This window comes from Thermogemmatispora carboxidivorans (genome assembly GCF_000702505.1).
In the GTDB taxonomy this organism is placed as follows: Bacteria; Chloroflexota; Ktedonobacteria; order Ktedonobacterales; family Ktedonobacteraceae; genus Thermogemmatispora; species Thermogemmatispora carboxidivorans.
In genome coordinates this window covers 3,933,785-3,958,918 of sequence record NZ_JNIM01000001.1, presented here as the reverse complement: position 1 = coordinate 3,958,918, position 25,134 = coordinate 3,933,785, and the positions used below count along the sequence as shown (strand labels likewise).

Genomic DNA, 25,134 nt, shown 5'->3' with positions numbered 1-25,134 from the left:
GAACGCTGCCAATAGATGCCTTGCCGCTCCGCATCTTCACCTTTACCCTGAGTCCTTATGCGTATCAGATCCATGAAGCCTATGCTGGTTCGCTGGTGCTCCTGGGGCTGGTGATTCCTGGCTTCGCTTCTGATTCGCTGGGTACTGCGCTGGACCTAGCCAGATCAGCTCTGACGAGGCCACAAGAAAGATCCCTTCTGTTGCAACTCATGCCAGGCACGTTGCACGCGCCGCGCACTTTCGTAGGAGACGCCGAACTGCGCTGCGACTTGGCGCAGGGAGACCCCTTGCTTCAGGAGGGCCAGCACATGGGGCCACTCGGAGAGAGGGATATGGAAGCGGGCAAGGCGGGCGGCATCGCTCCAGCGGTGCCTGGCAGGTGCCGGTGCAGCCTGGTCTTCCGAAGTCTCACTGCTGCAGGTCTCAATGTACTGATGGAGCCTGGATAGTGTCGACAGAGGGGTCGAAGCCCGTCGGTTCCGCTCTCGCCACCGTTCTTCACAGACTGCTGCGTGACACGCCGAGACGAGGTGAGGTAAGCAAGATTCGGCGTCTGTTCTTTTGCTCTGCTGTTATCATGTTTTTGGAGATATCTAGCATACAAATGCGTTCCAGGCAGGATAGGATAGCAGCGCATGCCTGACTGTTGTGACCTCCATCGACTAGGGTAGTAAAAATCCTTCTCTGGCCTCGTTGTTTGGCGTTACTGGTCCTTGCCATGTTGGCGGGAGTGTTGCTTCATGAAGCCAGCGGGTCAGGAAGCGCAAAAGAGATGCTTGACAGACTGCCCTCTCTTCTGGTATGATAGCAACTGCCACGAGCGAGGCTGAAGAGACTCAGCCTCGCTGGTTGGGGAGCCGTAGTGTAGTGGCCTAACACGCCTGCCTGTCACGCAGGAGATCGCGGGTTCGAATCCCGTCGGTTCCGCTCGCACCAGTGTGCTGTCAACAGCAGCCCCCTGGTTTCCTCGTACTCAGTCACCCCGTCCAGCATGCGCAAGATGGGCAGAAAGGCTGGACGGGGTTTCAGCGCCGCAATCATCTTATTCTCCAGATCGTAGTACAGTCCCCCTGGCTCCAGCAACATCGTCACCATCTCCCGTTTCTCCTCGGGCGTGGCCATCTCCCACAGGGCTGCCATCTCGGGCAGATGTTCACCCGCCTGGGTCACTTCTGCGAGCGTCACCCCGTTGACTTCGGGGACCTCCAGTTTCCTGAGTGCCAGCTCTGTTGCGGCCATTTCGGCCTGAAATTCCTTCTCATCAATAAACCCCTCGCAATACACCTTGAGCGTACGCGCCTTCTTGAGCAGCAGTCGCTCCTTCTCCCGCTCAACTGCCTCAGACGTGGTTCCTGATGCCGCCTGGGCCATCATTTCCTGGCGGATGTGCTCACGCCAGTGTTCAGGCAACTGGAGACGCTTGAGCAGGTGGCCAAACTGCTCCTCTACCAGGTTGGTGCGCACCATCAAGTTGCCGCTGGTGGAGCAAGGAATACGGCGCGTTTTGGCTGCGTCCCGGTAGTAATTTCGCCGATTGGCAGGCGTGTTCCCCGTATCACAGCGCAGCGTCAGGCCGCAATGAATGCAAGCAATGTATCCCGCAAATGGGTAGATCTTCCGGACGACAACCGTGCGGGTTTGGACGTGGCACAAGGATTTTGAGAGAGCACGGATGTGTTGCCACTCATCATACGTGAAGATCGCCGGATGCTGGCCTCGAAACCGCTGCCCCTTGTAGCGGATGGTCCCCCGATCATCGCCGGGAGCAAAGGCCGCATAGAATTCGTTCCGTAACATAGCATTAATCGTATCCTTCGTGAAGAGTCGATCTCCAAACCGCTTGCTGCTGGTACGGTAGCCAGCCGCGTTCAAGGCAGTAGCAATTTCCTCGGCAGTCTTTCCCTGCATGCGTAACTCGCCTATCAAGCGGACGCCTGGATATTTGTCTGGGTCAATCTCTAGCGGCGATTTTGGCCCTCCCGAGCGATATCCAAAAGGAATATCGCCGTTATGCAGTCCCTGGACAGCCTGCTCCCTTTTCCCTTTGCTCGTGTGCCTTGCCAGGCTGTCCGAAAAGTAAGCCGCAAAGGCCGCGAGAATCGTCAGCTGCAATTGTCCTTCTGGAGAGGAATAATCGATGTGCTCCGAAAGGGAAAGGAACGCAGTGCCTGCCTGGGAGAGAATGCGAAAGCTCTGCAAGGTCACCATCACGTTCCTGGACCATCGGTCCAGGGTATGGACGATCACGACCCGGATACGCTTTGCCTGGACGTCCTCGAGGAGCCGCTTAAAAGCTGGACGTTTCGCAATGTGTTCTCCCCGCGCACTACGCTCGTCGTCCTCATAGAAGACCGGCTCTGGTAATCCGTGCAGCTTCGCCGCCTCGCGAATGGCCCGCTTCTGGGCCTCGAGACTATAGTTGTCTTTCTGCATTTCGCTGGAACGGCGCACGTAGCCGGCGACAAGACCTGACTCTGGTGAAGTCACCGTTCACCCCCTGCGCTCACTTCTGCTGCCCCGGCTTCTCTCCCTGCAGAGAGGAGACCGACAGTCCTGCGGGGCACCCTCTTTCTGCGTCGAGTAATTGATCCTGTAAAGCACGTCGAATAATCCGAGCGACCAGTCGACAAAAGGCGAGGACCTCTGGGGGAAGAGGTTCTTCTTGGGAATTATACTGCTCATGCGTCGGATGGTCCATACATCTTCTCCTTCAGAAGAAGCGATCATTCCTTGTCTCAGAGCAACAATAGTCCATGATAGGCGGAAAGGAGTGGGAAGGCAGAGGAAGACCCAGGGATCACTCACGGTGATCCCTGGGAACGGCACGGGAACCAGGCGGGAAGCGCGGGGTTGAGCGGAAGAACCAGAGGACCAGCTCAGGCCCCTTCCTCGGAAGAGGAGCAGGAAGGGCGCAGCGGCGGCTCCTGCTGCCCCGCTGAGGCCAGGGGGAACGCTCCTGCTGACGGAGCACATGCCCGCGCCCGGCGGATCACCTGTCACTGGACCTGTCGGGCAGACGGCGGCTGTCCCCAGCAGGTCCCTCCCTCTACCGATCCTGGACCATCGGCATCACCAGGGAGGTCAGGGTACTGCTAGGGGCACACCAGGTGAGGACCAGCGGGCGAAAGGGGACGGTTCCGGTGATGTCCACCACCGCTGTGGGTGGCAGGCGCTTGAGTCCCTCCAGCAGATACTCGCTATTGAGCAGCAGGGCGAGGTCTGCCCCTTCTACCGTGGTCTCCAGGGTGCTGGTATAGTCGACTTCCCCTTCCCCCGAGGCGGCAGGCCGGCCCACCATGATGCTCACCTGGCCCTGCTGCTGTGCTCCGCCAGCCGCGCTGCAGAACCGGAGCCAGACGCCATTGGCTCGCTCGCGGGCAAACGCTCTGGCGGCCTGGAGCTGTCTCAGGAACGGTTCCACCTCCAGCCGGGCACGCATGTCCGCGGTCCGCGGCAGTGCCGCCCGGTAGTCCGGGAAGGTCTCCGGCAACAGGCAGGAGAAGAGTTCCAGCTGCTCGATCTGGAAGAGGACCCCGTGAGGCCAGGCCCCGATGGTGACCGTTCTCCGACGGGGCAGCAGTCGCTGCAGGGCTGCCAGGGACGTGGCCGGAATCAGAAGCTGCGGCCCCGCCGCCTGCCCGTCTGGCTCGCCCTCGTCCTGGGGGCACTGCCCGGCGTCCTGGTCGACGTTCACGGCAGGGGAATGGATCGTGTGGATGGCCATCCGAAACTGGTCACACGTTACCAGGGTGAGCTGCCCCGGCGCGGGCACGTCGAACTGACACAGGACTCCTTGAAACGCAGGACAGGCCCTCTCTTTGGCTGCCGCAAAGAGCACCTGGTGCTGCCCGCTCCGCAAGGCTGGAGCGCTGACCGTTGCCCTCCAGGAACGCGGGATGGCGAGGTGCCTCGCCATCCCGGGAAAAGGCGTCGGGTCCTCTCCGGTGAGCTTCACGCGCATGTCTGCGATCAGAAGCGTGACCCCGCCCAGGGACTCGCGGATTTCCACAGACTGCCCCGAGGCGAGAGCATACGGTCGCAGCGCCGCTTGCAGCTGCCGGGAAGGAAGCAGGATCTGGCCTTCCTCCCAGATGTGTGCCTCGGGAAGATGCACACACAGGGCGAGGAGGCCATCGGAACTTTCCAGTTGGACGCCGTCGGGGCCAGCAGTCAGGCACACGTGCTGCGCCCAGCGTCCACTTCGAGCCTGCGCCAGGGTCAGGGCACGGAGACAGGCCTGGACAGGAATGCTGAGGTGCATTAGCTCTCCTTTCTCTCGGGACAATGTGGTATGGTCTCCTCCGGTCGTGGCCGGCCCTCCAGCCAGGGCAGCACCTGCTCCGGCTGCCAGACCATCACCGTGGGATCGGCGGCCTGGACGGCCTCGCAGATCTGGCGGCGGTGCGGATCTGCCCCGGCTCCCGGTAGGTCATATTCCCTAACAGGTGCCCCAGGGGCAGGTAGCGCGTGCCGTAGCGCCGGCGCAGGGCCGTGCCTCCCCACCCGGGAAGGCGCGAGCGCGATGACCAGCCCACCTCTACCAGGAGCGCCGCAGGGAGTCCTGTCAGCGCCTGGTCGATGAGGACACGATGCCATGAGGCGCCGTAGCCCACGGGGAGCAGGGCCCGTGACAGGGGAGGTGGGGAGCTATGCCGTGTCATCTCTCTCCTCGAGGCAGGCCGCAACTTCCCCACTTGGGGAAGTTCTGGGAGCTGGCTTCGGGGGAAGAACGACGAGCGATGGCTATGCGGTTGCTAAAACAGGCGGGACTGGCTTGCGATCTAGCGAGGCAGGAAATGGTTGCTTTAAAGCCACGGCAGACCTGCGCCCCTTTGTTCCGAGTCATGGAAAACTGAGAGGAACGAACAGAGTATCCCGGGTGGTTTTGGAAAAGAGGAAAGAGAAAAGAAGAGCGAGAAACAGGCACCCGCCAGCGAGCGACAGGGTTGCGCCAGCGTAAGGTAGCAGGGTGGTACTCGGGCACCGGGGCAAAGGAGGATGACCACCCCTAGTCCTGGACAGTCTCACCACTGAGCGTCTCTAAACGCAGCTCCACGCGGTCCAGGCGCGCAAAGATGCGCTCAATGTGCTGCTCCGCTTCTTCCAGACCTAGCTTTGAGGGGCCTACTTGCATGCAGAACGTCCGAGGCTAATCGAGCGCAACTTACCTCGTCTACTTGAGCAAAGCCGCTCGTGCTGATTCGAGCGTGCTAGCGTTAGAGTTTCCGGAGTATCGCCATGACCATTCTCGAGACATGGCAGATCGAGGAAGGATTACAACCCAGGTTGCCGTGCAACTCGGCTCAAGGACCTCTTCTCACCATGTTTCTCGAACGAAGCTTGCATCACCTAGCAGGTTCTATCAGATGCACCTGGAACTTGCTCCGATCGCCGCGGTGCCGGGCAATATAGTATTCGAGGGGAAGTCCGTTCCTTAAGAAGCCGACGCTTTTGAGCAGAAGCAACGGACTTCCCGGGACGATGCCAAGCAACCTGGCTTCCTGCTGTGTCGCACTCACCGCTTCGATGGTGCGCACTGCCTCGGCGATCTCCAGATGGTAACGCTCAGAGAGGAGAGTGTAGAGCGACTGCCTAGTGAAATCTTCATGGATGAGCGAGGGGCACAGATGTTCAGGCAGGTAGGTGGTGACCAGTACGGTTGGCTCTCCATCGAGGAAGCGCAAACGCTTGAGCATAATAACAGGAGTACCCTCATCGAGGCGTAGCGCCTCCGCGACGTCTCCACTAGCCCCGATCACTTTCAGATCGAGTACACGAGTAGAGAGCACCTTGCCCTTGGCAATGGCGTCCTCATAGAAGCCTCGCAAATTTTGCATCAGGTCACCGGAGTACTTAGGTCCAGCAATACTACTCCTCTTCCCGTTCTGTTTGACGACGAGGCCTTCCTTCACCAGGTAGTCCATAGCCTGGCGAACGACAGTACGGCTGACATCGAGGCGAGTACAGATCTCCTGCTCGCTGGGTAAGAGCTGGTGTGGTAACCACTCGCGTGATTTGATCTTGCGCTCAATATAACGAGCAAGCTGATAGTAATATGGAACTGGACTGTCGCGCACGATGACATCCGTATCGAAGATCACAACACCTTCCTTGACCTGCTGCATAAGCTCCAGACCTTCCCTCGCATTGTTATCAACATCTTACCACAGGTAAGCATGCCCTTCAATGACTGGGCTACTCACGGCAGAGCAGCCAGGCGATCAAAGATCGAGGCATCCTCCAGAGCATCGTAGATAGCGTTGAAGATCTCGTACTGCTTGCTGTAGAAGCGGTATCGCTCCTGATTGGGATGGGTCTCCCTGGCGACGCTTACCATATGGTCCACTTGGGAAAAATCCTGCCAGATACCAACACCGACACCCCCGGCGATAGCAGCGCCCATCGAAGTGGCCCCTTCCAGCTGCGTCAAGCGCAGAACCGGGATTCCAAAGACATCCGCCATAATTTGGTTCCATACAGCACTACGAGCTCCGCCTCCGATCACGCGCATCGCCTCGCTCTGGGCGCCTTGTCGTGTAAAGGCCTCAAGGATGACACGCAGATTAAAGGTGATGCCTTCCAGCACGGCGCGTAACAAGTCTGCCTGACGGTGCCGAATGGTCAGCCCGACGAAGGCGCCACGCGCGTTTGGGTTCCAGCGAGGGCTGCGCTCACCAAGCAAATATGGGAGGAAAAGCAAGCCGTTCGCCCCCGGCGGTGACTGCTGCACTTCCTGGTTCATCAGCTCGTAAGCAGAGATCCCAAGCTGTTCAGCAACCTCTCTCTCACTCTGGGCCAGCTCGTCACGCGCCCACTGATAAGAACTGCCCGCAGCCTGCATAGTTCCAGTAGGGGTAAACATGCCGGGAACAAGGTGGGCCCAGGTAAACGTACGCATCTGTGGGTCGAGGATCGGCTTCTCAGTAGCAATGCCGATCCAGGATGAGGAACCGATATAATTGTAGGCAATGCCCGGACGGATGACACCAGCCCCTGTGGCAGCACATGAGCCGTCCCCACCACCGATTACGACCGGTGTCCCGGCGCGTAATCCTAGCTCCTCCGCCGCGGCTGACTGTACTTCGCCGATGACATCGGTGGAGCGATAGATAGCAGGCAATCTCTCCTGCTCGATCCCGAAGGCATCCAGCAGCTCTCCATCCCACTCGCCGCGCTCAAGATTATAAAGGTTAGTGCCAGAGGCATCGGAAGGGTCAGTGACGAACTGCCCAGTCAGGCGAGCTGCCAAGAAATCCTTGGCCTGCAGAAATTTATATGTCTGCCTGTAGACCTCTGGCTCAACGTCTTTGAGCCAGAGCATCTTACCCGCCGAGTATGAGGCGCTGAGACGATGGCCAGTCAGCGTATAGACGCGCTGTGGATCGATGCGTGTGGCAACGCGCTCAACCTGGGCCACAGCGCGCAAGTCCGCCCAGATAATGGCGTTATGGACCGGACGCCCCCGGCTATCGACAGGGACAACCCCCATCATCTGACCGCTGAAGGCCACAACGCTGACCTCTTCCGCTGCGACACCCGACTCATACAGCAATTGCCGTGTGGAGTGGCACAGCGACCGCCACCAGTCCTGGGGGTTCTGCTCCGCCCACCCGACCTGCGGATAGGCAGTAGCATAAGGGCTAAAGGTCATCCCCACCTGAACGCCCTCTTCATTGTAAAGAGTGGCCTTATTACCAGTGGTCCCTACATCATGGGCGAGAATGTAGCGCATGCAAATCCTCCTCGTCGCATAGAAATGCTGCTCATAGCACCCCTTCTGGCTTGCCAGGACAGTATCACGACCATCACGATGCCTCTTCAACGCAGAGACGGAGATGGACGGGCAAATGCAGCCTCGCGCTCAAGCAGCGCCAACTCATCTACTGTGATGGGGCGATTGAAAACCTCTTCGATAACTGCAGACCAGCCGTAAATAAAGTACCTCCAGCCGTCAACGACCCGCACAAGACGACCATCGCTCTGCGCCTGTGCCTGATGCAGAAAATCCAGCGATCCGCGATAGTTGAGCTCCCAAACAACGCTTCGCTCCGGAAACTGTGCCGCGTCGGTAACGGGCGAGCCAGGGAGATCTTTGCCCATCCCCGTCGCGTTAATGATGACTGAGCCCGGCGGTAGCGCCGAGAGGTGTGCATCGCCGACGCGCGGGTTGCCATTCTGCACATAGGTGACGGAGGCCGTTGGCGCAACGTGTTGTTGCAAGGCACGTAGGCGCGCAAGGTTAGTCGCTCTGCGCTCCAGGATGATGAGCTGTACTGGGCGATCGGCCCGATCAGGGCGCGTCAGCAGGTGCAACGCGATCGCCACGCCAGCGCCACCAGCTCCGAAAATGAGCACGTGGCCCTGTGTCCGAGCAAAATATCCTACCCCAAGAATATCATCAAGAGCCTGGCCAGCGGTGATCGGGTCCTTTGCCCAGCCGAGCAACTTGCCATCGCGTTTGGCCAGGCAAGAGATCTCGGTCAGCAGTCTGGCGTACTCGTCAACCTCATCGAAGAGATCGCAAGCCGCTTGATAGAGATTGATCTTATGCGTTGTGACCAGGGCACCGAGATTATTGGGATCAGCCTTAAGCTCTGCAACCGCCCTACGGTACTGCTCAGGCGAGGCATTGATAGGCAAATCCCAGCCGACCATTTCCACGTCCTGGCCAAGGCCCAACAAATCGCGCCAGCGAGGAAAGATACGCATAATAGACGATTGCCTGGTTGTGACGCCGATAAAGGTAAAAAAACGAGTCATCCAGTATTTCTCACCTCATTGGGCACGAGCACTACGAGCAGCCGCGGCAAAGCGCATGGCCCGGCTCGTAATCTCATCCCAGCGACCTTCTTGCATCAGAGAACGCGGTACAAGCTCGCTCCCTACGCCTATAGCCAGCGCACCGACAGCAAACCAGCGAGGCAGATCCTCGATGTCGATGCCGCCTGTGGGAACAACCTGCAGTCCAGGGAACGGTCCACGCAGCGCGCGCAGGTGGCCTGGACCGGCTGTCGATGCTGGAAAGAGCTTGACAACCTCTGCGCCGGCTTCAAGCGCCTGGGCAACCTCGCTTGGCGTAAAAACGCCAGGGAGGGCTGGCAGGCCAGTTGCCAGCATGGCCTGCAATAGATCGGCACGCAGATGGGCCGAGACCAGGAAATCCACTCCCGCCTGTACCGAAGCTGTAACCTGGGCAGGCTCACGGATAGTTCCGGCGCCGAGTAACACGGCATCGCCATAGGTTTGGCGTGCCGCTGCCAGCGCTTCCGCCGCGCCCGGAGTAGTAAAAGTCAATTCAACGGCCTGGATGCCGCCCGCCAGCAGAGCTCCGGTGACACGAACGGCATGCTCAGGCTGTTCCGCGCGTACGACCGCAATGAGCGCGGCCTGGGCGAGTCGTGCGAATATTTCTCCTTGTCTATTCATGGTGTATGTACTTCAGATGAAAGTGAGACGGCAAAACGTGGCGCTTGGCCAGAGAGAACGGCCAGCAGCTCGCTCAGGGCGATGCGCCCCACAGCCCTCGCTGCTTCAGTAGTATGTGCTCCCACATGCGATGTCAGAATAATGTCCTCGCGCCCTAGAAAAGGATGATCCGCGGGCGGTGGCTCATCGCATAGCGTGTCCAGCGCTGCGCCACGGAGAGGACCACTCTCAAGCGCCCACAGCAGATCTTCTTCGACCAGCAGCTCGCCCCGAGCTGTATTGATGAGATAGCTACCTGGACGCATACGCTCCAACAAGCTGCGATCGACAAGGCCCCGCGTCTCTGCAGTGAGAGGCAGATGCAGCGAGAGGAAATGCGCCTGCGCAACAACCTCATTGAGGGGGGCAACGTGGACCTTGTAGTTGTCAACGAAAGCCTGGTTAATGCAAGGATCGTATGCCATGACGGTGCAACCCAAGGCCAAGGCTCGCCGTGCAACCCCCTGGCCGATCCGTCCCAGCCCCAGCAGCCCGACAACTTTGCCCCCAACCTCGTGACCCTGGAGCGATGGCCACTGGCCCGCGTGAACAGCCCGATCGATCCTGCTCAGAGAGCGCGATAGCGCAAAAAGAAAACCGATGGTGAGTTCCGCCACAGCCTCGGCATTGGCTCCAGGTGCGTTCGTGACGACAACGCCATGCTCCCTGGCTGCAGCCAGGTCGATATTATCTACACCCACTCCGTAGCGTGCGATCACACGCAGACGCGGGGCAGCCGCGAACACACTGGCATCAATTTTCTCCGAGCCGGCGATGATGCCATCGACGTCACCAACCGCCCTACGTAGCTCCTCCAGCGTCAGAGCACGCCCATAGGGGTTATAGCGGACCTCTTTGACTGCTGCCTCAAGATCCTCCCGCAAGCTAGCATCGTCAACCCCAAAGGAACGCGATGTTACCAGGACCGTACTATTCAGGCGCCTCCTCATGATGTCTGTCCCTTCCATGTCGTCTTGCTAGTAACCGGGCTATATTGCCTCCGCCAAGAGCTTGCAGGGCTGTGTCGCTGACACCCGCCTGATGCAGCCGGGGCAGCAATTGCTTTGCAATAGTACGCAAGCCAGGTCCGCCCCGCACGTACCACTGTGAGCTATCAACTAAGTCAAGACCCAGTGTGATCTGCGTCCATAGCCCCTCCTGGACCATGCGGAGCAACATTGGCCAGACACGCCGCTCTGGATCATACTTCGGGCGCAGGAAGGTATCATAGCCCAAGACATAGCCAGCGCGGGCCAGGTCACGGTGCAGGCTATACTCGGGACGCTTGTCAATATGCGAAATCTGTACCCGTCCCGGAGAAACGCCGCAGGCCTCAATCACACGGATGAGTTGCTCCACTCTCGCCCCGGCTTCGGTATGGACCACGACTCCGGCATCGAGCTGTCGGGCTGCCGTCAGCGCCGCCTGCATCAGCCCCATCTCGTGACTGCTCTTGCCAGTCCAAGCACACTTGACAACTCCAGCCCGCACGCCGGGAGTCAGGTCCATGCCGGAAGCGAGTTCACGCGCAAAAAAGTCGAAAGCCTCCTGCTCGCTCAGGGACCAGACACCTTTTCCAGGAGGGTAATAGCGCGGAAGATGAAAACCCGTCGCTGCCACAATCGCAACCGTAGAAGCCTGAGCGAGGCGCATCAACACGCGCTCATCGCGTCCCGCCCCTCCGGGCTGGCAGTCCACAACCAAGCTTCCACCTACCGAGGCAAAATCGGCCAGTTCGGCCAGAGCCAGCTCCTCATCGTGGAGGACTGGATTGCCATCCACCTCAGACTGGAGCCAGAGGTGAGCATGGGCATCAGCAACAGCAATACTCCTAGCAGGATGCGGACCACCGAGGGTTTGAATAGACGTCATCATCTTCCGCTTCTCCCTCTGGGGAAAGCCAGCAAGCAAGCGATAGGTATCTCGCACCCTGGCTTTCCCGTTAGCGAACAGGTGTCTAGGATGCCTGCTTATGGGTAGAGATGAGCCTCGGCTCTCCAGCATGGGCAACGACACGTTGCAAAAAGCCGTCGCGTTCAATGCGGCCATAGTCGTGTCCGGCATCGGCTGGATAGACTGCCAGGAAGACGCACGGCGTCCTTCCGGTATTCACTGTGCGATGGGCCCAATATGGAGGCACATAGGCGACAGTTCCCGGGCCAATGTCGAGCACGCTGAAGCGATCATCCACCTGCATCAGCAGCTTCCCGCATCCGCTCAGGACCAGGTAGACCTCAGCCGCATCTGCCTTCACATGATAGTGCCCCTTTGTCATGTAATACTCATTGCCGACCTGACCGGGATAGAGCACTGTTGTGCAGACAAGCAGTTGGCCGTTGTCATTAGGCACATCGTACTGGAATACCTCATAGATCAAAGGATCGTCCTGCTCCAGGAGGGTCTGCTCAGCTACAGCATCGCCGTACATCCCGCGCATGTGCGAGAGGCGACGCTGCACGTGGCTGGTTGCAGGCTTCAGCTGGCCAGAGGTGATATCGAGCGTCAGTGAGAATGGATCCATCAAGGTTGGCTTCAATGCCTTACTGCTCCTTTCATCTACATCTACCTCTCTTCTAGGAGGCGCGCCCTTCCAGATTGAATCTGCGTCCTTGCAAGCGATCGAAGTAGACAGCCAGCAGGATTAAAGCGCCGATGGCGATCTGCTGATAGAAGGAATTGACCCCGAGCAGATTGCCGCCGTTATCCAGCATCCCCATGATGAAGGCGCCCAGGATTGCCCCCACAGCTCGACCTTTGGCTCCCGAGAGACTGGCGCCCCCGATGACCGCCCCAGCGATCGCCTGCAGCTCATAGCCATCCCCGGCAGTAGGAATACCGGCACCCAGCCGCGAGGCGGTCAATATGCCGGCGAATCCGGCCAGAAGCCCGCTGATGCTATAGACGGCGATTAGCACTGCATGCACCGGCACCCCGGCCAGGCGTGCCGATTCCTGGTTGGAGCCTACGGCGTAGACATAGCGACCAAAGACCGTCTTGCTCAGCACAAAAGTCGCTATGATGCCCGCCAGGACAAGAATCCACAGAAGATTGGGCAAGCCTAGGAGCGATCCATTGGCGATCGCATTGAAACTCTCGGGCAGCGGAGAGATCGTCTCAGCATCGGTCATCAGCAGGACCAGCCCGCGTGTAATCCCGAGCATCCCCAGCGTTGCGATGAAAGGGGGGAGCTTGGTAAAAGCCACCAGTAGCCCATTAACGAAGCCGCTGGCCAACCCGGCGACCAGGCCGATGAGCACAGCCAGAGGCACCGGCATCCCAGCCACCAGCAGCAGCGCCGTCACTGCACCGCTCAGACCCAGGATGGAGCCGACGGACAAATCGATGCCCGAGGTGAGGATGACAAATAACTGCCCAACCGCAAGCACCGCAAAGACAGTCACCTGGCGGACCAGATTCGCGAGATTGGTTGGCGTCAGAAACGTGCTTGTCGTTAGAGTCAGAGCGGCGGCGAGCACCAGTATGACCAGGACTCCACCGATTTCGCGTTTGACAACCGTGCCAAAACCGATGGTCTGGGGCTGTGGGTTCTCGGCAAGCGGCTGACCTGACTCTCTCTCCTCCGATGCATTGGTATGTGCGTGTGGAGTACTCGGCTTCGATGCCATATGACTCTCCTTCTTTTGTGCTCGTCCACGAAACCTGGCTGGTTCAGCGAGGACACTGAAAGCACGCGGGCGCATCTGAGCACTCCTCGTTCTTGCAATCCGCTTGCAGCCTACGGCACCTACTGGCGGCGGGCAGCGACCGGCGTCTCGCTGGCCAGACGTATAACTGCTTCCTCGGTTGCTTCTTTGGTGGACAACTCTCCGGTAATGCCCCTATCGTGCACAACGACCACGCGATCGCAGAGGCCGAGCAATTCGGGTAGGTATGACGACACGACCACGATACCCAGTCCTTGAGCTGCCAGATCTCCGATCAGTGCATAGATATCGGCCTTGGCCCCTACGTCGATCCCCTTCGTTGGCTCATCCAGCAGCAGCACCTTCGCATGGGTTGCCAGCCAACGTGCCAGCAGCACCTTCTGCTGGTTACCACCCGAGAGCGAAGAGACCGGCTGATCGGTGGTGTGGAACTTTACACGCAAGCTCGGCAGCAGTCGGTTGAGCACAGCTTGCTCTTTGCGGCGTGAGACGATGCCGAAGCGAGCGAAAGCGGGCAGCTTCGCGATTGTCACATTCTCACGAATAGACAGGTCGATCAGAAGGCCGAGCTCTTTGCGGTCCTCGGAAAGCAGCCCCAGACCAGCCTTGACAGCCTGATGAGGAGAGCCGGAGCGCAGTGGTTTCCCATCAATACTGATTTCTCCAGCAGCGACGGGATCGGCCCCGAAAATCGCGCGCAACAGCGAGGTGCGACCAGAGCCTACCAGGCCGCCGATGCCGAGGATCTCGCCGGCATGGACCGTCAGATCGATGGCATAAGGGCTTCCTCGAAGGCGGAGTCCCCGCACCGAGAGCACCACCCTCCCTCGTTGTGGCTCCTGTCGCCCGGGATAAAGGGACTCGATCTGACGTCCTACCATTGCCCCGATCAGGCTCTCCCGATCGAAGGCGTGCACAGGTTTGCTGGCCACCACCTGGCCGTCGCGCAGAACCGTGATACGATCTCCGATCTCAAAGATCTCTTCGAGGCGATGGGTGACGTAAAGAATCGCCATACCTTCGCTTCTCAACTGCCTGATGAGCTGGAGCAAACGTCGAACTTCGTCCTCGGCCAGAGCCGTCGTCGGCTCGTCGAAGATAATCAGACGGGCATTCGCTCCGAACACCTTGGCAATCTCGACCATCTGTCGCGTCGCAAGTGGCAGCGCCGAGACTGGGGTTTGGGGATCGAGCGAGGCCAGGCCGATCCGTGCGAGCATGCGCGTCGCCTGCTCTCGTAGTGCTCGTGGCTGCAGAATGCCAGCGGTGTTTGGGAGGCGGCCCATCAGCAGGTTTTCCTGTACCGATAGATCGGGCAGAAGGCTAAGCTCCTGATAGACAACGCCGATGCCAAGCGCCCGCATTTGCGCCGGATCTAGATGGCCGAGTGCTCGGCCATCTAGATAGTATTCGCCCCTGTCGCGGTGAACTGCTCCGGTCAGTATGCGGATCAGCGTTGACTTGCCTGCCCCATTCTCCCCCGCAAGACAGTGGACTTCGCCACGACGCAAGTCAAGAGAGACATCGCGCAGAGCTTGAACCGGCCCGAACGCTTTCGAAATACCTATGAGTTGAATAACCGGAACCGACAGCAGGCGGGGTTCCATGCTAGTTTTCTCCCTTGGCGGTCGGAGGATTCAGCAGCTTCTGGACAGCCGGATCATTCATGTTGTTTTTGTCGACCAGGAGCGCACCCGGGTCCAGCTTCGCGGGCGGAAAGCGGCCCTGGATGCTCATTGCTGCTTCAACCACGCTCTGGTAACCAAAGAAGAACGGATTCTGCACCACTAGCGCTTGCAGACTGCCGTTCTTCAGCGCGTCGACCTCCTGGGGGTCTGTGTCAAATGCAACGAGACTGATACGGCTCTGCGCCTTGTTCTCCTGAATGGCTAGAGCAGCGCCATCTCCTGAGACATTGTTGTCTGCAAAGATGCCGACGAGATCCGGATTGGCCGTGATCACGTCATTCACCTGCGATAGGGCCGTCGGAGCATCGTTGTTGTTATAAAGGTGGTCAATAATCTTCAGACCAGGGTAATGGGCGGCCAGCTCTTCCTGGAACCCCCTGTCGCGGTCAATGAGCACCTGGACGCCTGCAACCGATGACTCTAGCAACACCTTGCCAGATTTGATGCCCCTTTGGGCCAGCAGCTCACCAAGCCGGTCAGCTGCCTGCGCCCCTGCCTTTACATTATCGGTGCCAATAAAACCATCGGTGGTCGTCGTCACTGGGTTATCGACAGTAATGACTTTGATATGCTGGCTGCGCGCACGGTCGATCACACTATTGAGCGCCTGCGAAGAGGAGGCGGCGATGACGATGCCATTCACGCCGCGCGAGATCGAATTTTCAACAAGCCGCACCTGATCGGCGACGTCTGTCTCTGAGGTGGCGCCGAATAGTCCAACCTGAAGCCCCCAGTCCTTACCAGCAGCCTGTGCGCCTGCGAGCATCGCCTGCCAGAAAGCCGAGTCGGTCGCTTTGACGATAACGTCAATCTTTTGGCCAGAGGCCGGCACGTTGCCACTGGCCTGGCTTGCAGGAGCTGCGAAAATACGACCACCTACCACCCCGACGATGAGGGTGGCAAGTACAATGAAGATCACAACGGGGAGGGTAAAGCTTGTCTTGAAGAGCCTGGACATGCTAAACTCCTTCTTCCTTGTAAAGGACACAGCTTTTGCACCTGCGTTGGTGCGAACATGTAAGGCTGAAGGCACTCCGGCGTGAAGACATACCGGCACCGACTTACTTGTGGGCGAAGTAAGCACAGGCAAGACTGCCGGCCTGGCTCTCCGAGCGCAGCCCGCAACAAATATATTGTACTACTATCATCCTATCATGATAGGATGATAGTAACTATACCATGCCAGCTCACCCTTGTCAATGCTTGTGCGAGGCAAAGCGGGAACATACGAACGTGTTCTTGAAGAAATCGATAACCTCTTACAAAAAAGAGAAGGGACCTGTTCAGGTCCCTTCTCTTTTTTGTAACGAAGTATTCCTTCTATAGGGCAGTTGATCGCTGTGCGCTAATGCCGGTGGCCATCAATCACTGACCAAGAAGGAAGGAACCTGCTCGTTGCTATCCTCGCCGACCACCTTTTTCCACTGGAGGATTGTCTGGCAGCAGAGGATAGCTGGACGGCGGCTATTGCCCAGGCTGTTGGGCCTGGCCAGGCTGCGGAGGGACCCCTGGCATGCCCGGTGTTCCCGGAGGAGCAGGCTGCCTAAACCAGGCGTCAGCCTGCTTATTATCGATGCGGGCCTGATTACCGCAGAAAGGACACACCAGAAACGTTTTAGTGCCAATAGGAAAGAGAGGAATCCAGAAGAGCGTAAACTTGCGCTGTGAGCGTACCACTTGCTGCTGGACTGTACGCTGACAGCGCTGGCACGGCGCGGAAATCTGTCCCATCCGCCACTGCTTGGTGCGATAGCCATAGACAATGACATACATGCTGGCTTGAACCTCCCTGTACCGAACATGTTCCTCTACAGGTTAAGCGTGAAAGAATAGACTTTCTAGCACCATAGCATGGTACCACATCAGACAGAGCAGAGCATGGCTGTGCGCCAATAGCACCTGTGAGACGCTACCCATGCGAACCTTCACCACTACGTCTGATGCATACCTGTTATAGCTGAGCGTTACGTAGTTCAGCTCACATGCCCCAGTAAGTATGAATGGCCAAACTGCTGATCTCCCCATCGCTATGGCAGATAATATCTGCAGTTCTATATATGGATACGACGATGGAAAGTCCTTTTGACGGGTGTCATTGTTCAGCAGCCGGTATATTCCCCTCAACGAGGTATTGCAGATTCTGATGTCCGTGAGCTGGCTAGCATTGGCAATCGGGTCAAAGAGGGCGGACATCTTGCTGACGCAAGGTGATAGTGTGGCGCCCATGCTCCCAGATACTGACGAGAGGTCTGGCGCCTCCCTCTGCTTATGGAAACCATGTTGCCAGGTAGCCAGACAAGATATCGCCTCGATTCTTTGGGTCTATTGACGCTACAATCTGCTGCGATGGCTGCCCTATCTCGCTCTTGCTCCATGATGGATAAGAATCAAGTAATGGATACGGCATAGATCGAGAAGAGAGAGGCGAACTCTTCACAAGGTTCATTCTTGCTTGAGAGAAGGAAACCGGAAATGGCTGATTGGCGAGCGGGGGACCTACTTGGGGGTGCAATCAGGAAAAGGAACAGCTCGCGCTCTTGTCCGACGCAACTAGAGGCCCGGGGCTAAGACGGGCTGAGCTACCTCACCAGGCGCTCGGCTCTCCCTTCCCCGGGCAGGCAAAGATCCTATAGCCTGGCTATCCGCTATCAACAGACAGCCGTTTTGCTTCTCCTAGTAGTCTGCGATGATCTCGCGGGCCGCGCGCATTCCCTCACGGGCCGCGCCCTCCATGAAGCCCTGAAAGTCGACCGAGCAATGCTCTCCCGCAAAATGGATCGGCCCCTCGGGCACTCCCTCGTATCCACTGAAGAGCGTATATTGTCCAACGCGCCAGCAGGAGTAGCTTCCGAGGAGATAGGGATCACCCGTTGAATAGCTCAAGGCAGCCCTCCCTATGTAGTGGGCGCTGATGCCGGGAATGAGGCGCTCTAACTGCTGGAGGCAAGAGGCGGCGACTTGCCGCACCACCTCCGAGTCAAGCGAGGTCGCATAAGGAGTGGGAGAGACCAGGGCAGCCCCTCGACTGCCGCTTCTGTAAGAGAGCAGCAGTCCGCCCGTGACCCCCTGGCCATACGAGACATCCCAGAGGGTTTGAAGCTCCAGGTCGGTGATAATGAAGCCATTGTGAGGATGGGGCCAGGGACCTTCCTGGTACCAGTACGGCTGGTCGAACTCCAGAAAGAGCTTAGAAACTGTGCCATAGCCCAGCTCGGCGATCGCCTGCTGCTTGAGTGGACTGAAATCAGCCCGGCGATAATCGACCTGCCTGAGCGTACTGAAGGGCAGCGTTAAAAGCACATGCTCGCAGTCCACCTCCAGCGGTCCCGCAGGAGTGACAAAGGTCAAAACAACCTCCCGCCCATGCCGCCGCTCGATAGCTGCCAGTCGGTGCTGCAAATGGACGCTTCCCTCGGGAAGGCTACGCGCGATGGCCTGCACCAGCTGCTCGTTCCCTCCCCGAATCTTACAGCTCTCTAGCTGCGGCCCACCGCTGGTAGAACCCCGAGCCAGATCACGAGGGGCAAACATATAAATTAAATTAAGTGCGCTCTGCTCGCTGCTATCCAGGCCATAATAGCCGTTACACATAATATCAAGCAGACGGCCAACAGGAGAACGATGGCCATCCGCCACAAAGCGCTCGATCCAGTCGTAAACGCTCAGATGGTCGAAGCGGTAGCCGGCAGCCGTATACTGCCTATAGGTGGTCACCGGGCCAATCTCCTGCAGCTGCTCTTGCAGCAAGGCGGCAACAGCTTGCAGCGGCTCCGTGAGTGCATCTTCGCGATAGTAGCGGTTGAAAAAATAGAGCAGTCTGGGGGCCCGGCCTCGATCGAGACTGATCGTCGTGAGGCCGAAGCGCCGGATCAATTGGTGCATCAGCTCGTGATCAGCGTCGATGAATTCCCCGCAGCCTTCACTGACTGCCCCGGATCGCCAGGTATGCCCATCGGAGCGAATACGCCCACCGATACGGTCAGAAGCCTCGTAAAGAGAGCAGGAGAGGCCCGCCTCCTGCAGAGTAAGAGCGGCCACCAGGCCAGCGATACCGGCTCCAACGATTGCAATGCGTGGCATGAGAGTGCTCCAGCAGCGATCTCTGCTGATGGCAGAGGTCTGTGTAGCGTTTGTTGTATTACTCTATCACAGAGCGCCACCGGCTGAAGACCACTGGGAAAGCTTGCCCCCGCGCACCAGAACCGCCAGATGACCAGACCCAATCTAATCATTGCCATACGAAAATAGGTATATGCACCAAAGGCTATAACTTTTTTGCTATGAGGAGATATCGAGAGAAAGACCTCTTCTTCATCTTTGCTACACTGTATCATGAAGAAGACGGCCTGATAGAGATAAGAAGATGAACTTGCTCTATTGGCCGTAGCTTCTTCAGAAGAACCAAATAAACGCTCAAGGCTGCACACCTGTCTCCCGGACCACGCATTGCCCCGATGGGCGAGCGGAAGCGGCAGCGGCGAGCTGGGACAGGCTCGGAGCCGCCGGGCCAAGCCGCCTCTCGGGCACCGAGGATGGTCGGTGTGGTGACTCATTGGCCCCATACTGGTGGCAGACGGCCATGCCAGAAACGGCGCTCTGCGGGAGGAGCAGGTGAGCAGCCAGAAAGAGTGGCTACAGCAGTAGGAGGCTGCTGGTTTGCTGTTTGTCAAGGAAGACGTGGAAAGGGATGGTGTAGACTATGTTGGGTGGAATGCTCAAACGTTCTGGAGCGGTTCTGCTCTCCTGCGCGCTGATGGCCCTGGTCACGCTCTTGATCTCGCGAGCGGGCGAGGGCACAGCCCACCTGACGTCAACGGTAGCAGCGGCCTCGAAGGCGCCCGCGCTCACCTGCGGGGCCTGGCGTCGTGTCCCTGACGCTGCCGAAGGGGCCTTAGTAGGCGTTACAGCCTTTGCCCCAGACAACGCCTGGATCGTTGGTAGCCAGGGATCGGTGCCGCTCATTCAGCACTGGAACGGCAAAGCCTGGAGCATCGTTCCCAGCCCAGCCCCGAGTGAGCCAGCCTTGCTCAAGAGCATCTCGGGGAGTGCACCCGACGATATTTGGGCTGTGGGCAGCACCACCAATACGCCGAATCACACCCTGGTCGAACACTGGGATGGCAAGAGCTGGAGCATCGTGAGCGATGCCGTTGGCACTGGCCAGCTCAACGGCGTTGTGGCACTGGCGCACAATGATGTCTGGGCGGTTGGCACCTCGAACAGCCAGGCTCTGATCGAGCATTGGGACGGCAAGAGCTGGAGCGTGGCCCTGCAAGCCAATCTGGCCGGCCAGGGCGATTCCCTGCTCGCCATTGCCGCTAGCAGCGCACACGACATCTGGGCGGTCGGAACCAGCCTCAAGGTCAACTACAACTTCCAGGGCTACGGAGTCAATCTGAACATGAGTTCGATGGGCTCCGGGGTCATCGTCCACTGGGACGGCAACAGCTGGAAGGCGGTCAGTGGCCAGGGTCCCTCAACTCAGATGGCCATGCTCAGCGGCGTGACCGCCCTGGCGCCCGATAACGTCTGGGTGGTGGGTTCCACCTTTCAGGGATCTCTACTCAACGGGATGCAGGCCAAAACGCTGGTTGAGCACTGGAATGGCTCGCAGTGGAGCGTCGTCCCCAGCTCCGATGCGCCCAATGCCTTTGCCAGCTATCTGACCGGCGTCGCGGCGGTCTCCCCGGGCAATGTCTGGGCCGTGGGCGGAGCCTTCAGTGGCAGCCACTTCAGTGCCCTGCTCGAAAACTGGGATGGCGCCCATTGGAACCTGATCCAGGCTCCCAATGCTGCCGATGGCCGTCAGCATATGCTCCTCGGCGCTGCCGCTGTGCCCAATACGAAGCAGGTCTGGGTCGTTGGTCTGCACGGTACGGTGTTGACCAACTGCGGCTAACACCACACACACCCCGTTGCTGTACTCTCGGCCCAGGCAGAAGCTGCCAAAGCAGCTTCTCTCCGCTACTCTTGGGGGGTCAGGGGCCTGCGCCTCTGACCCCATCTTCCTGCTTTGCTTTTCTACCTATCTGTACCCTTTTTGCTCTCATTGCTTTCCTTCAGAGTCTGCGCTAGACTATTGGCAGCTCTTGCCGTTGGCAAGAGCAGGACAGGACACTGCCCGTCCTGGCAAAGGCAAGATGGCGGCAACGGACGGGGTGCGACCAGCTCCGGGCTTCGTCCGTTTTGGTAGTGAAGTCTGATCGAGCCTTCCTCACCCACTCCCGCGAGTGGGTGGCCTGGCGTTGTCGCGTGATCCGGTCGAAGAGATTCCCTACGCTGCCTGGCAAGCTGGTGTTGCCTGCTGGCGGAGAAGAAGAGTGGCGGCCTCGGGCCGAGGGAGAAGAAGGGGAAGCCTCACGACATCGGGTCCGAGGGGGTTTGCATGAAGAAATTACTAGAGGGCCTGACCGTCCTCCGCGTACTGCGCCATCCCGCGCTGCTACGCTTGTGGCTGGCTCAGGTGATCTATCTCAGTGTGCAATTCACAGCAAGTTACGCCATGATCGTCCTGATCACCAATGAAACTCACTCGGCGGTCATGGTTGGGTTGGTGATCATCGCGCTCAGCCTGCCGCTGGTCCTCTTCGGCGCGCCTGCGGGCGCCCTCGTTGATCGCCTCGATCGCCGTACCGTGCTCTGGGTGAGCAACGTCGTGCGAGCCTTTGCCACCCTCCTCTTCGTGCTCGCTCTCTTGCTGAGTCCTCATCAATATATTTTTATCTATATCCTGGCTTTCTTCTTCTCCCTGGTGGGCCTCTTCTTCTCACCTGCGGAAGGGGCCATTATTCCAAGCCTGGTGGACGAAGAGGAACTGCTACCCGCGCTCTCCCTCTATAATCTGACGCTCAACGCCAGCCAGGCGGTTGGTCTCCTCATCCTTGGCCCCCTGATGCTCAATTTGCTGCCCTCTCTGTCGTTCTCGCTCTTGGGCGCAAAAATTGATCTAATGCCTGTCGAAACGCTCTTTCTGCTCATCTCTGCTCTCTATCTGCTGGCCACCATACTGACGGCCACCTTGCCACGTCAGAGTCACGCTGGATATCAGCACAGGGAGGCCAGCCTGTCCTCGTCTCCTGCGGCGGTGGCCAGGGCTGGGGAAGAAAATGAGCGCTCGCGCCCCTACGAGGTCCTCTCTGAGGAGGCTGGGACCTTGCTCTCGGGCTGGCAACGGCTGCGTCAGGACCTGGAAAACGGGTGGCGTCTGGTGCGCAACGATGGGGTCTTGTTGGATGCTCTCTTTCAGTCCTGCTTTGGCGGACTGGTCATGCTCACTATCGCCGAACTGGCGACAACGTTTGTGCAGCGGCTGCTGGGGCTGCCGGCCAGCAACACCACGGTCATCTTTGCGCCGGCAGGGATTGGTCTTGTGGCTGGTTCGCTACTGGTGCCAGCGGTGGTGGCCCGCCTTGGCTCGCTGCGCACGATGCTGGTGGGGATGGTCGGGACTGGCCTCGGCATCGCTCTGATCCCCCCTTTGCAGTGGCTGGCGCGCCTGCTCCTTGCCCCTCATTGGGCCACGCATCCCCTCTTTCTCCTCATCCTGGCTGTTCTGACCGCTGCCGTCGGCTTCGGCCTTGATCTGGTGGTGGTGCCGGCCCAGACCCTGATGCAGCAGCGCTCGCCCGATGAGATGCGCGGGCGCGTCCTGGCTCTCTTTCAAGTCCTCTTTAACGGCGGAGCCATTCCAGTCATGCTCTTTATGGGAGCCCTGACCGACTGGCTGGGCATTGTGCCGGTGACCTACCTGCTGGCCGGCTCCTGCCTGCTTGCAGCTCTACTCACCGTGGGGCGTGCCCTGACCCGCAACGATCGCGACCGCTTCTCTGGCGGACCCCGGCAGCAGCCCGAGGCCCAGGAGCGGCTACCAGTTCCCTGACCCCCTGCCCTGAAGAAGTCCAGGGACTGAGCGCTGATGATCTCTGGTCCCGCCCGGGGTCAGGCGAGGGTCAGGCTGCTCAGTCGTCGCTGTCTGCCTGCCTGCTGGTCAAACTAGCCAGAGCTGGAGGATCACCCACTTTCTGCCTGGGCGGTGCTCAGACCTCGAGCCTGGGGCAGATGGCGCTCGATCCAGCTGTGCATGGCCTCCAGCAGGGCGGGGGTGGCCGGATCATGCAGGAGCGAGTGATAGGCGCCAGTCAAAGTGACGACCTCTACGTCGCGACTCCCAATCCTCCGTAGAAATGTACGTGTGCCACGCTCGCCAGCAACGAAGTCGCAGCTACCGCGCAGCAGCAAGAGAGGCAGGCGAATGGCCGGAGCTCGGCGCCGGGCGCTGGCCAGCCAGAAGCTGAGCAGGTTAAGAAAGCGCACGCTCACCAGACGCACAAAGAGCGGGTCGTGGCGCAGGCGCTCGTTGAAGGAAGGGTCACGACAGCCCAGCTCTTCCCGCCCGGTGATCGGCATGGCGGGACGGGTCGGCGCCGTCAGCAGAAGCCAGAGGTAGCGCAGGACCTCGCCAGGCCGTGGGGTGATAGAGGCGCTCAGCACGGGCGAGATGAGGATCAGCCCGCTGATTTCCTGGACATGGGGCAGGTGGCTGCTCAGATAGTGAATGGCGATCGAGGCCCCCATGCTTTCGCCAAGCAAAATCAGCGGCAGGGAGGGCCAGCAACGGCGGACCCAGGCTATTGTACTGTCAACATCCTCTAAATAGAGACGGAAGCTAGCGATGTCTCCCCGCCGACCCTGCGATCGGCCATGACCACGCAGGTCCGGTGCGACGATCTGGACTGTGGCTAGCTCAGGGGCCTGGGCCAGGACATCATAATAGCCACCGTGCCCCCCCAGGCCCTGAATGCACAGCAGAAGGCAGTTCGGCTGCTCCGACTTCCAACTGTGCACCGAGAGGGCGATTCCATCCCTCGTCGTCAGCAAGGCTTCTTGCTCTTCCTTCTTGGCCATGCTCCTTCCGGCACGCACAAAGAATCAAATGCTGGCGGTCAGGCCAGCCAGCAAGCAAACAGCCAGGGCAACCCTGGGTCAATGCCGGCGCCACGCTGCAAAACGATTTCGCAGCAAGCACAGCAGAGACCAGGAGACCAACAGCCCTGGCCAGGAACCAGGATGAAAAGGCGACGCCGCTGAGGGCAGACGCCACTCTCTGTATTATAGCCGACGCCCATAGCGACTGACCAGCGTTGTCAGCTGAATCAGACGCCCGTGGACGCGCTCGCCCGCCGGCGCCGGCACCAGCGGCAGCCTGGCCTCCTTGCCCGCGCCGCGGCTTCTGGGCCGGAACTTCAAGATATTCTGGCGGGAGAAAAGGCACATCGGTGGTAGTGGCAGCCGCAGATGTGGAGGCGGCAGAGGACGGTAGTCCTCATAGATTTCATGGAGTGTGGCAATAAACAGAGGACGCATGAGCATAACAAGCATCCAGGTAAAACCAGTGGCCACAACTGGATTAGTCACGTGCATAATGAGCACATAGAGCGGCCCCACAATTGGCGCCTCGACCAGCACCGAGCCGACGAAAGCGGTAGCCACCATCAACCAGCGTTGTCGCGTCATCGAGATGCTAATGATCACCGAGCGCAGGCCGGGATGATTATCAACAATGGCGGCGTAGGTAGCGAAAACCAAGTGCACATGCCAAATGAGCATGGGGATCAGCAAAAGAAGCAGGGGAGTATAAGGAGGCCAATTCAAGCGGGTAGTTTCCTGTCCGATCAGCCACTGCAGGGGGGTAAAGAGACCCCAAAACAGGAAGGTCGTGATGCCGTTCGTCACGATGTAGCGTGGAAACCAGCGGATGGCAGCGGGGAGAATCTGGGCGGGAATAATCGGCTGACCGGCGTCCAGGGCCTCGATTGCCAACACCATTGAGATATTCCCCAGAGTAATCGTGATCCAGGGCAGCGCGGTACCGATCCAGTAGGCCAGGGTGCCTGGATAGCTGCCGACCACAACGGCTGCCAGCGGCGGCAGCGAGAAGAGTCCCACCAGGGTAATGATCCCGGCGATGTCGCGCCGGCAAATGCGCAACCCGGCCAGAACATAGAGCCCGGCCTGTTTCCACCAGGGTGCGACGGGCCGGTGGGCTGGGGTGGTCTCAGCTTCGGCTAAATCTGCTACAGACAATGGCGGTTTCACCATAAGGGTTGGTTTCCTCCCGATTCTCTTCACTTCAGGCTTGAAAATGCTGCTTACTTACAGCAATGGCCTCGTCCTCTATTCTAAATCTGCATCCTCTAATGCTACTATTTTCAAACTCGCTGCCTATGTTGTTACATATTTGCCTTGCCAGGTCGGTCCCAAAAAGAATGGCTATCAGCACCTATCTTCATAACGGGCTTCAGTCAGAAGAGAAGAAA

20 protein-coding genes and 1 tRNA gene are annotated in these 25,134 nt (G+C 59.0%); 3 read left to right on the top strand and 18 right to left on the bottom strand.

From position 1 onward, the window contains the following. Positions 1 to 853: 853 nt before the first annotated feature. A tRNA-Asp gene (locus tag N688_RS15515) sits at positions 854 to 927 on the top strand. Here N688_RS15515 and N688_RS24020 read toward each other — a convergent pair. The 16 genes from N688_RS24020 to N688_RS15435 form a co-directional block, all read right to left on the bottom strand. Further along, entirely contained in the window at positions 889 to 2,451 is a 1,563-nt protein-coding gene (locus N688_RS24020; RefSeq protein ID WP_420341019.1) for a recombinase family protein, read from the bottom strand. The two genes, N688_RS15515 and N688_RS24020, sit on opposite strands and share 39 nt — an antisense overlap. 595 nt (positions 2,452 to 3,046) lie before the next feature. Continuing rightward, on the bottom strand, positions 3,047 to 4,261 hold the full coding sequence (locus tag N688_RS15500) for a DNA polymerase III subunit beta (RefSeq protein ID WP_052890124.1): 1,215 nt from the start codon (positions 4,259 to 4,261) through the stop codon (positions 3,047 to 3,049). A 94-nt stretch (positions 4,262 to 4,355) separates the two neighbouring features. Then, entirely contained in the window at positions 4,356 to 4,661 is a 306-nt protein-coding gene (locus tag N688_RS22895; RefSeq protein ID WP_156025448.1) for a hypothetical protein, read from the bottom strand. A 347-nt stretch (positions 4,662 to 5,008) separates the two neighbouring features. Then, entirely contained in the window at positions 5,009 to 5,134 is a 126-nt protein-coding gene (locus tag N688_RS23800) for a hypothetical protein (protein WP_272945042.1), read from the bottom strand. Positions 5,135 to 5,345: 211 nt separating this feature from the next. Next, positions 5,346 to 6,125 carry a GntR family transcriptional regulator gene (locus tag N688_RS15495; RefSeq protein ID WP_081838897.1) on the bottom strand — a complete coding sequence of 260 codons (780 nt, stop codon included), beginning with the start codon at positions 6,123 to 6,125 and terminating at the stop codon, positions 5,346 to 5,348. A 74-nt stretch (positions 6,126 to 6,199) separates the two neighbouring features. After that, positions 6,200 to 7,732, bottom strand: coding sequence for a xylulokinase (xylB, locus tag N688_RS15490; protein WP_052890123.1), 1,533 nt, complete (start codon positions 7,730 to 7,732; stop codon positions 6,200 to 6,202). Between the two features lie 86 nt (positions 7,733 to 7,818). Then, positions 7,819 to 8,760, bottom strand: a complete 942-nt coding sequence (locus N688_RS15485) for a hypothetical protein (RefSeq protein ID WP_052890122.1) — start codon at positions 8,758 to 8,760, stop codon at positions 7,819 to 7,821. 15 nt (positions 8,761 to 8,775) lie between these two features. After that, positions 8,776 to 9,426 carry a bifunctional 4-hydroxy-2-oxoglutarate aldolase/2-dehydro-3-deoxy-phosphogluconate aldolase gene (locus N688_RS15480; protein WP_052890121.1) on the bottom strand — a complete coding sequence of 217 codons (651 nt, stop codon included), beginning with the start codon at positions 9,424 to 9,426 and terminating at the stop codon, positions 8,776 to 8,778. Next, positions 9,423 to 10,415: a phosphoglycerate dehydrogenase gene (locus tag N688_RS15475; RefSeq protein WP_052890120.1), complete on the bottom strand. Its 993-nt coding sequence runs from the start codon at positions 10,413 to 10,415 to the stop codon at positions 9,423 to 9,425. Before N688_RS15475 ends, N688_RS15480 begins: the two co-directional genes overlap by 4 nt. After that, positions 10,396 to 11,340 carry a phosphotriesterase family protein gene (locus tag N688_RS15470; protein ID WP_052890119.1) on the bottom strand — a complete coding sequence of 315 codons (945 nt, stop codon included), beginning with the start codon at positions 11,338 to 11,340 and terminating at the stop codon, positions 10,396 to 10,398. Before N688_RS15470 ends, N688_RS15475 begins: the two co-directional genes overlap by 20 nt. 82 nt (positions 11,341 to 11,422) lie before the next feature. Then, positions 11,423 to 11,986, bottom strand: a complete 564-nt coding sequence (locus tag N688_RS15465) for a glucose-6-phosphate isomerase family protein (RefSeq protein WP_052891523.1) — start codon at positions 11,984 to 11,986, stop codon at positions 11,423 to 11,425. Between the two features lie 52 nt (positions 11,987 to 12,038). Further along, complete coding sequence (locus N688_RS15460; protein WP_052890118.1) at positions 12,039 to 13,091, bottom strand: ABC transporter permease; 1,053 nt, start codon at positions 13,089 to 13,091, stop codon at positions 12,039 to 12,041. Positions 13,092 to 13,210: 119 nt separating this feature from the next. Next, a complete protein-coding gene (locus N688_RS15455; RefSeq protein ID WP_202901936.1) occupies positions 13,211 to 14,737 on the bottom strand; it encodes a sugar ABC transporter ATP-binding protein in 1,527 nt (508 codons plus the stop codon). A 1-nt stretch (position 14,738) separates the two neighbouring features. Continuing rightward, positions 14,739 to 15,776: an ABC transporter substrate-binding protein gene (locus N688_RS15450; RefSeq protein WP_052890117.1), complete on the bottom strand. Its 1,038-nt coding sequence runs from the start codon at positions 15,774 to 15,776 to the stop codon at positions 14,739 to 14,741. Positions 15,777 to 16,282: 506 nt separating this feature from the next. Beyond that, a complete protein-coding gene (locus N688_RS15445) occupies positions 16,283 to 16,591 on the bottom strand; it encodes a zinc-ribbon domain-containing protein (RefSeq protein WP_052890116.1) in 309 nt (102 codons plus the stop codon). Between the two features lie 900 nt (positions 16,592 to 17,491). After that, complete coding sequence (locus tag N688_RS15435) at positions 17,492 to 18,898, bottom strand: flavin monoamine oxidase family protein (RefSeq protein WP_052890114.1); 1,407 nt, start codon at positions 18,896 to 18,898, stop codon at positions 17,492 to 17,494. 619 nt (positions 18,899 to 19,517) lie between these two features. Between N688_RS15435 and N688_RS15430 the strand changes: the two genes are divergently transcribed. Both N688_RS15430 and N688_RS15425 read left to right on the top strand, forming a co-directional pair. Next, the gene (locus N688_RS15430) at positions 19,518 to 20,717 is read left to right on the top strand and encodes a beta propeller repeat protein (protein WP_052890113.1); all 1,200 of its coding nucleotides are present in this window, start codon (positions 19,518 to 19,520) and stop codon (positions 20,715 to 20,717) included. A 486-nt stretch (positions 20,718 to 21,203) separates the two neighbouring features. Then, positions 21,204 to 22,697, top strand: a complete 1,494-nt coding sequence (locus N688_RS15425; protein WP_052890112.1) for an MFS transporter — start codon at positions 21,204 to 21,206, stop codon at positions 22,695 to 22,697. A gap of 131 nt (positions 22,698 to 22,828) precedes the next feature. Here N688_RS15425 and N688_RS15420 read toward each other — a convergent pair whose 3' ends face one another. Continuing rightward, on the bottom strand, positions 22,829 to 23,722 hold the full coding sequence (locus N688_RS15420; protein ID WP_052890111.1) for an alpha/beta fold hydrolase: 894 nt from the start codon (positions 23,720 to 23,722) through the stop codon (positions 22,829 to 22,831). A 204-nt stretch (positions 23,723 to 23,926) separates the two neighbouring features. Next, on the bottom strand, positions 23,927 to 24,916 hold the full coding sequence (locus N688_RS15415) for a hypothetical protein (RefSeq protein WP_052890110.1): 990 nt from the start codon (positions 24,914 to 24,916) through the stop codon (positions 23,927 to 23,929). Between the last annotated feature and the right edge of the window lie 218 nt (positions 24,917 to 25,134).

Coding starts and splice junctions, on each gene's coding strand:
- N688_RS15485 (WP_052890122.1), bottom strand. CDS start 8,760: ATGACTCGTTTTTTTACCTTTATCGGCGTCACAACCAGGCAATCGTCT.
- N688_RS15445 (WP_052890116.1), bottom strand. CDS start 16,591: ATGTATGTCATTGTCTATGGCTATCGCACCAAGCAGTGGCGGATGGGA.
- N688_RS15495 (WP_081838897.1), bottom strand. CDS start 6,125: ATGCAGCAGGTCAAGGAAGGTGTTGTGATCTTCGATACGGATGTCATC.
- N688_RS15415 (WP_052890110.1), bottom strand. CDS start 24,916: ATGGTGAAACCGCCATTGTCTGTAGCAGATTTAGCCGAAGCTGAGACC.
- N688_RS15475 (WP_052890120.1), bottom strand. CDS start 10,415: ATGAGGAGGCGCCTGAATAGTACGGTCCTGGTAACATCGCGTTCCTTT.
- N688_RS22895 (WP_156025448.1), bottom strand. CDS start 4,661: ATGACACGGCATAGCTCCCCACCTCCCCTGTCACGGGCCCTGCTCCCC.
- xylB (WP_052890123.1), bottom strand. CDS start 7,732: ATGCGCTACATTCTCGCCCATGATGTAGGGACCACTGGTAATAAGGCC.
- N688_RS15480 (WP_052890121.1), bottom strand. CDS start 9,426: ATGAATAGACAAGGAGAAATATTCGCACGACTCGCCCAGGCCGCGCTC.
- N688_RS15460 (WP_052890118.1), bottom strand. CDS start 13,091: ATGGCATCGAAGCCGAGTACTCCACACGCACATACCAATGCATCGGAG.
- N688_RS15430 (WP_052890113.1), top strand. CDS start 19,518: ATGTTGGGTGGAATGCTCAAACGTTCTGGAGCGGTTCTGCTCTCCTGC.
- N688_RS15425 (WP_052890112.1), top strand. CDS start 21,204: ATGAAGAAATTACTAGAGGGCCTGACCGTCCTCCGCGTACTGCGCCAT.
- N688_RS15420 (WP_052890111.1), bottom strand. CDS start 23,722: ATGGCCAAGAAGGAAGAGCAAGAAGCCTTGCTGACGACGAGGGATGGA.
- N688_RS15470 (WP_052890119.1), bottom strand. CDS start 11,340: ATGATGACGTCTATTCAAACCCTCGGTGGTCCGCATCCTGCTAGGAGT.
- N688_RS23800 (WP_272945042.1), bottom strand. CDS start 5,134: ATGCAAGTAGGCCCCTCAAAGCTAGGTCTGGAAGAAGCGGAGCAGCAC.
- N688_RS15435 (WP_052890114.1), bottom strand. CDS start 18,898: ATGCCACGCATTGCAATCGTTGGAGCCGGTATCGCTGGCCTGGTGGCC.
- N688_RS15500 (WP_052890124.1), bottom strand. CDS start 4,261: ATGCACCTCAGCATTCCTGTCCAGGCCTGTCTCCGTGCCCTGACCCTG.
- N688_RS15465 (WP_052891523.1), bottom strand. CDS start 11,986: ATGGATCCATTCTCACTGACGCTCGATATCACCTCTGGCCAGCTGAAG.
- N688_RS15450 (WP_052890117.1), bottom strand. CDS start 15,776: ATGTCCAGGCTCTTCAAGACAAGCTTTACCCTCCCCGTTGTGATCTTC.
- N688_RS15455 (WP_202901936.1), bottom strand. CDS start 14,737: ATGGAACCCCGCCTGCTGTCGGTTCCGGTTATTCAACTCATAGGTATT.